Origin of the sequence: Tahibacter sp. (assembly GCF_035481375.1) — a bacterium.
GTDB lineage: Bacteria > Pseudomonadota > Gammaproteobacteria > Xanthomonadales > Rhodanobacteraceae > Tahibacter.
On sequence record NZ_DATIGT010000188.1, the window covers coordinates 1 to 7,011 of the forward strand.

The window sequence follows — 7,011 nt, forward strand, 5'->3', positions numbered from 1 at the left end:
CGCGTCTATCTCGCCACGCGCGAACTCGGCGACACCACGCAGCACGTCGCGCTGAAGATCGTGCCGCGCGCCGCCGACGGCCGGCGCCTCGTCGAACAACTGCGCCGCGAGCGCAGCATCCTCGCCGGACTCGATCATCCGCATATCGCGCGTTTCATCGACGCCGGCGAGCTGCCTGATGGTCGTCCGTTCTTCGCGATGGAATACGTCGACGGCGTGCCGCTGACGCGCCATTGCGACGAAGCTTCGCTCGACCTGCGCGCACGCATCGCGTTGTTCCTCGACGTCTGCGACGCGGTCGCCTATGCGCATCGCCGCCTCGTCCTGCATCGCGACATCAAGGCGAGCAACATCCTCGTCGACGCCGAGGGCCGGCCAAGGCTGCTCGACTTCGGCATCGCGAAATCCTTGGCCGATGCCCAGGCGCGCGATACGACGGTCGGACAGAACTATTTCTCGCTGCGCACCGCGGCGCCCGAACAGGTTCGCGGTGCGGCGACGACCGTGGTCACGGACGTCTACGGCCTCGGCTGCCTGCTTTGCGAATTGCTGAGCGGACACCTGCCGTTCGATCTGGACAGCGACGACGATCTGCTGCGTCGCGTCGTCGAGCAGCCTGCGACGCTCGCAAGCATGCTGGCTGCTGCCGGCGAGGGCTCGACCGCGACCCGGCGCGGATTCGCCGACCGTTCCGCACTCGCAACGGCACTGCGCGGCGACCTCGACACGATCGTCGCGCGCACACTGCGCAAGGATCCCGCCGATCGCTATCGCTCGGTCGACGATCTGGCCGCCGATCTGCGCAACGTGCTCGACCTGCGTCCGATCGCGGCGCGTGCCTCCGAACGCTGGTATCGCCTGCGCATGCTGCTGCGCAGGAACCGCGTGACGGCGATCGTCGCCGGCGTGCTAGGCCTTGCGATCGTCGCAACGACCGGCCTGTCGATCACGCAGTCGCTGCGAGCTCGCGCCGAGCGCGACCGCGCGATCGCCGCGCTCGAAGCCGCACAACTCCAACGCGACCATGCACAGCGCGTCACGGATTTCCTTGTCGGTGCGTTCCGGGGCAGCGACCGCGCACAGGGACTGACCCGCGACCTGCGTGCAACCGAACTCGTCGACAATGCGGCGGCCTCGCTGCAGCAGAACAACAGCGGGCTTGATCCAGCGCTACGCGCGACACTCGCGCAGACGCTCGCACACTTGTTCTATCTGCTGCAGCGCACGCCCGAAGCGGTTCAGCAGACCGAACTCGCACGCGAGGAAATCGCGCGGCTCGATGCGCCGTCGCCCGAGCTCAGCGTGCGACAGTTCCTCGTGGATGCCGAAATCGCGAATCTGCAGAGCCGCTTCACCGACGCGATCGACGCGACCGCGCACGGGCTCGCACTCGCCGGCAACGCGGCCGACTATGTCGACGGCGAAGTGCTGCACATGCTGTGGGAGGTCCGGCTGCGATCGCAGTTCAGCGCGAATGACGCACCCGCCGTCGTCGAGACGGCGCGAGCCGCGATGCGCGGGCTCGCGACGCGCGCGGATCATCGTCCGGAGCGCTTCGACTGGATCCGGCAACGGCTCGCGCAAGGACTCTACGGCATCGGCAAGCCCGACGAGCGGCGGGCGGAAATCGAGCGCCTCGCCGCCGACCAGCGGCGCGGCGGACGCACCGGAAGCGCGGCCTACATCGAAACGCTGCGCCAGCTCGGCCATTCCTATCTGTGGTCGCGCGAATACGACCGGGCGCGTGTCACCTACGAAGAAGCCGCCGGGCGGCAGGTCGCACTGTTCGGCGAGGAACATCCGTCCACGCCGCGCCTGCTCGGCGGGCTCGCGCTGGTCTACAGCTATATGGGACGCTATCGCGACGCGATCGCGCTGAGCCACCGAGTCATCACATTGAGCGAACGCGTACACGGCCCGGTGCAGCATTTCACGTCGCTCGCGTACTACTACGCTGCCGAGCGCTATTTCGTCGATCTCGGCGATTTCGCGCAGGCCGAGCGGCTCACGCGCAAAGGCATCGCCGCGTTGCCGCCCGAATCGCAGGGCAACCGTGCGCTGATGCATCGGCGGCTGGCGCAATTGCTGCTGCTTCAGGACAAGCTCTTCGAAGCGTCATATCACGCAGACGTCGCCGCACAGACGCTCGAAGCACTGCACCGCTACGGCAACGGCGTCGACAACATCGTCATCGACCGGGCCTACATCGAGTGGCGACGCTATCAATTCGCCAGCGCGCAGCGCCTCGTTTCCGGCTCGCTGCTCGACCGCACGAGACGGCGCAGCGATCCGGCCAGACGCTATCGCGGCGAATCGGTCGCCGCGGCGACCGAACTCAGCGCCTTCTTCGCCTGGAACCGCGAATCCGACGGTTCGACGATCGTTCCGCCGCTCAGCCGCTGAAGCCGCGGCATACGGTGCGCAGGCTCGCGAGCAGTTCGTCGCAGCGCCGCTCGACGCTTGCGCGGTCGCTGCTTTCGAGCACGACGACGCGCCGGTTGCCGGGCAGGTCGAGCACGGCGTCGAAGCGTTCGTCGCCGTCGCTGTCGCGCGTCGCCTCGATGCGCGGACTACTGAGGTCGCGGGCGAGGTAGCGCCGCTCGTCGACGCGCAGCGGATAGCGCTCGCGGACGCGCAGGCCTTCGGCCGACAGTTCGATCCGCACGAGCGGCATGCCGGCGGCCCAGGCCGCCGCGCCGACGCCGCAGAGCCAGAACAGGCCGAGCAGCGGCCAGGCCCAGCGGCCGACCTGCGGAATGCCGCCGTCGCGCCAGGCGACATAGCTGAAGCAGGCCAGCATCGCGATCCAGACGGCGACCATGATCCAGACGACGGCGGCCGTGTCGTTGCGGAATTCGCGGGATACGGCGCGGCTGGGCGATCGGTTCGTCATGGCTTTGCGACACGCTAGGCCGCTTTCGTTGCAGTCGCGTGAATGGCTGGCGCCGTCGACGTCCGGATTGTGCAAACCGCCGCGCGGGTATAAAAATCCGCATCCCGCCGGAAGCGGCATAGCGCAGCAGCGACATGAGCCTTTCCGCCACGCCGAACCTCGTCGTCTTCATCACCGACCAGCAGCGTCGCGTGCAGGGTTTTCCGGACGCCTGGACCGAGGCCAATCTGACGAACCTCAACGCGCTGACGGCCAACGGCCTGACGTTCGCGAACGCGATCACGAACGCCTCGCGCTGCTCGCCGTCGCGCGGCGTGCTCGCGACCGGCCTCTATGCGCCGACCGACGGGCTCGTGCAGGTCGGCGGCTCGCTGTCGACGCAGTGGCCGACCTTGACCGCGCGGCTGCAGGCGGCCGGTCTCGACTATCAGATCGGCTATGTCGGCAAATGGCATATGACCTCGTCGCTGCTCGCCGCGGCGCAGGTGCGGCCGAACGCGCCGGCGACGCTCGCCGCGCAGAACGCGCTGCTCGACGACAGCTACGGCACGCCGGGCTGGGACGCGCCCGATGCCGGCACGGCGCTCGGCTGGCAGACCTCGACGCCGCCGCCGCACGGGCAGCACTACAACTCGACCGCAAACACGCTCGGCGGCGGTCCGAACAGCTACACGCGCAACGACGCGCGCATCGCCGACGACGCGATCGCGTTCCTGCGGAAACTCGATCCGACGCGGCCGTTCCTGCTGGTCGTGTCGCTCGTGAATCCGCACGACGTCTGGGTCGAGATGTATTCGGGCCTGCTGCAGCAGGCGTATCCGGAATTTCCGGCCGCGTTCGAGAAGCTCGCGGGCGCCGACCAGTTCGCGCTGCCCGCGAGCTACGCGGGCGACGACCTGTCGACGAAACCGACGATCCAGACGCAGATCCGCAACGAGTACACGCAGACCTGGGCCGCGAACAGTGGCGTCTCGCCGGTGCCGACGCAGCTGCCGCCCGGGGATGCGCTGACCTATCTGAAGTTCTATGCCTATCTGACCTGGCTCGCCGACGGCGAACTCGGCCGTGTCTACGCCGTGTTGAAAGACCTGCCGCAGTTCGACGACACGCTGATCGTACGGCTCGCCGATCACGGCGAGATGGGCATGTCGCACGGCGGCTCGATGGAAAAAGACAGCAACGTCTACGCCGAGACGATCGACATCCCGTACATCTTCAGCAACGCGACGCTGTTCCCCTCGGCGCAGACCTGCGACGCGCAGGCCGGGCTCGTCGACATCGTGCCGACGCTGTTCGGGCTGCTCGGCAAGCCGCTCCCACCGGGCACCGTGCAGGGCGTCGACCTGTCGTCGCTGATCCTCGATCCGACCGCCACGCCGCCGCGCGACAGTTCGCTGTTCACCTACGACGACGGCAGCTATCCGTGGCACATCCGCGCGACCCAGGCGGCAGCCGGCGCGGTGGATGTCGGCGGACAGCCGACGACGAGCAGCTACAAATACGCCGTCTACTACCAGCTGACCGGCTACAACACCGTCGACAGCGGCAGTCTGCAGTATGAGATTTACATACCCGGCACGGACGGCGAGATCGTCAATCTGCAGCCGGGCAACGCCGCGCTGCAGGACGCGCTGCACGGCCTGCTGACACAGCGCATGAGCGAGGCGGACGCGATCGCGCCGGCCGGCGGCGGGCTCGTGACGCCGGCCGGCTGGCCGGCGACGGTGCCGGCTCAGTAGCGGCGCGACGACGCCGCGCGCACGCGGAACGCGAGGCTGATGCGCGGCCCGACGGGTACGCGCTGTTTCGGAATGCCATGGTCGTAGTGAAGCTGCGTCGCGTAGCTCATGACGAGCAGACTGCCGGCTTCCAGCGCGATGCGAAGACTGCGCCGCGGCGGCTGCTTCGCGCGGATGATCATGTCGCGCGTCGCGCCGAGCGACACCAGCGCGATCGGCGCGCCGGCCTCGAGTTCGTCGAGATGATCGTTGTGCGGCGCGACGCTGTCGTTTTCGTCGCGATAGAGGTTCAGTCCGACGTGCGTGAATGCCGCGCCGACCTCGGTGGCGACGGCGCCGGCGATCGACGCGATCGCGCCGGGCAGCGGCCCGTCCAGCGCGAAGCTCGCGAGCAGCCGCGGCGTCATCACCTCGCGGTCGTACATGCGCCGACACTCGTCGTGCCACGGCACGCCGCGCAGCAGGGTGTCGAACGCCGCGGCGGCCTCGGCCGGCGGCAGGAATCCGGGTCTGTGGTCGATGCGACCGCGCGCGTCGTCGACGAGCACGGACGCGCCGGCGAACAGACCGGACTGAAGCGGAGGCGATGTCATCGGCGCGATCTGGGGTCGCGGCCGGCGGTCGGCAACGGGCCTGCCGATTGCAGTGCGGTCCCTGCGCGGTCGGGCCAACTGCCCGCCGGCCGCGCCCCTCCGCCACGGCGACGACGGTCCGCGGACGCGCGAAAGTCGCTGGCGGCATTCGGAATTGCATGCGATGGCACGGTTCGCGCGACGCCTCGCGCCATCGGTATCGCTCTTGCCTCGCAGTCGTTGCCGGACATTGTCCGCTGCCTGCCGAGGCCGTCATGCGCATCGCCTACGTCATTCCGCTGCTGTGCCTGTCGCTGACCGCCTGCGTCGATCGAACCGTCGCGCCCGCGCGCGAAACCGTCGGCACGCAGCCGGCGCTGCCGGCGCCGGACCGCAGCCTCGTGCCGACCATCAAGATCGCACCGGCCGTGGGCTGGTCCGACGGCGCCACGCCGCAGCCCGCGGCCGGTCTCGCCGTCGATGCGTTCGCGACCGGGCTCGATCACCCGCGCTGGCTGCATGTGCTGCCCAACGGCGACGTGCTCGTCGCCGAGACGAACGCGCCGCCCAAGGCCGACGCCAACAAGGGCATCAAGGCCTGGTTCAAGAAGCGCGCGATGAAGAAGGCCGGCGCTGCGGTGCCGAGCGCGAACCGCATCACGCTGCTGCGCGACGCCGACGGCGACGGCCGCGCCGAGCAGCGCAGCGTGTTCGTCGCCGACGTCAATTCGCCGTTCGGCATGGCGCTCGTCGGCGACGCGTTCTATGTCGCCGCGTCCGACGCGCTGCTGCGCTATCGCTACCGCGACGGCGCGACGGCGCTCGGCGGCCAGGCCGAGCGCATCGTCGAGCTGCCGGCCGGACGGCTCAATCATCACTGGACCAAGAACGTGATCGCGAGCGCCGACGGCCGGCGCCTCTACGTCACGGTCGGCTCGAACAGCAACGTCGCCGAGAACGGCATGGACAAGGAAACCGATCGCGCCGCGATCCTCGAAGTCGATCCCGATGCACGCCGCTACCGCGTGTTCGCGAGCGGCCTGCGCAACCCGAACGGACTCGCCTGGGAACCCGCGACCGGCACGCTCTGGACCGTCGTCAACGAACGCGACGAACTCGGCGACGACCTCGTGCCCGACTATCTGACGTCGGTGCGCGACGGCGGCTTCTACGGCTGGCCCTACAGCTATTTCGGCAGCCACGTCGACACGCGCGTGAAGCCGCCGCGCCCGGATCTGGTCGCCCGCGCCATCGTCCCGGACTACGCGCTCGGCGCGCACGTCGCCGCGCTCGGGCTCGTCCATTCGGCCGGCAATCGCCTGCCGTCGCGGTACCGCGAAGGCATGTTCATCGGCGAACACGGCTCGTGGAACCGCAAGCCGCCAAGCGGATACAAAGTAGTTTTTGTTGCTTTTTCCAACGGACGGCCGGACGGACAGCCGCAGGACGTGCTGACCGGATTCCTCGACGCGAAGGGAAACGCGCGCGGCCGGCCGGTCGGCGTCGCGATCGACCGCGGCGGCGCGCTGCTCGTCGCCGACGACGTCGGCAATGCGGTCTGGCGCGTGCGCGCCGCGGAGCAGTCGCCGCACTGAGAAAATCGCCGCACTGAGAGAATCGGCGCGCCGCGCTCACTTTCGCGCATGCGCCCACGTCCGACGTTTTTCACGATTCCCGCTCTTGTTCTCGTCCTGCTCGCCTTCGGCACCGGCGGCTGCTCGCCGGCGCCGCCGGCCGTCGCCGTCCGGCAGGACTCCGCACTGACGATCCTGATCGGCGGCGGTGCGCGGCCGGCGCGCGCGCCGCA

At 69.2% G+C, this 7,011-nt stretch carries 5 protein-coding genes; 3 read left to right on the forward strand and 2 right to left on the reverse strand.

Annotated elements, in window-relative coordinates; genetic code table 11:
- A partial coding sequence (locus VLF18_RS11815) for a serine/threonine-protein kinase (RefSeq protein WP_325279823.1) occupies positions 1-2,403 on the forward strand: 2,403 nt, incomplete at its 5' end.
- Here the strand turns inward: VLF18_RS11815 and VLF18_RS11820 are convergent.
- Entirely contained in the window at positions 2,393-2,893 is a 501-nt protein-coding gene (locus tag VLF18_RS11820) for a hypothetical protein (protein ID WP_325279824.1), read from the reverse strand. The genes VLF18_RS11815 and VLF18_RS11820 overlap by 11 nt on opposite strands.
- A gap of 134 nt (positions 2,894-3,027) precedes the next feature.
- Here VLF18_RS11820 and VLF18_RS11825 point away from each other — a divergent pair, with 134 nt between their 5' ends.
- The gene (locus tag VLF18_RS11825) at positions 3,028-4,632 is read left to right on the forward strand and encodes a sulfatase-like hydrolase/transferase (protein WP_325279825.1); all 1,605 of its coding nucleotides are present in this window, start codon (positions 3,028-3,030) and stop codon (positions 4,630-4,632) included.
- Here the strand turns inward: VLF18_RS11825 and VLF18_RS11830 are convergent.
- The gene (locus tag VLF18_RS11830) at positions 4,626-5,225 is read right to left on the reverse strand and encodes an alpha-ketoglutarate-dependent dioxygenase AlkB (protein WP_325279826.1); all 600 of its coding nucleotides are present in this window, start codon (positions 5,223-5,225) and stop codon (positions 4,626-4,628) included. The two genes, VLF18_RS11825 and VLF18_RS11830, sit on opposite strands and share 7 nt — an antisense overlap.
- Positions 5,226-5,479: 254 nt before the next feature.
- Here VLF18_RS11830 and VLF18_RS11835 point away from each other — a divergent pair, with 254 nt between their 5' ends.
- Positions 5,480-6,799, forward strand: a complete 1,320-nt coding sequence (locus tag VLF18_RS11835) for a sorbosone dehydrogenase family protein (RefSeq protein WP_325279827.1) — start codon at positions 5,480-5,482, stop codon at positions 6,797-6,799.
- Positions 6,800-7,011 lie beyond the last annotated feature (212 nt).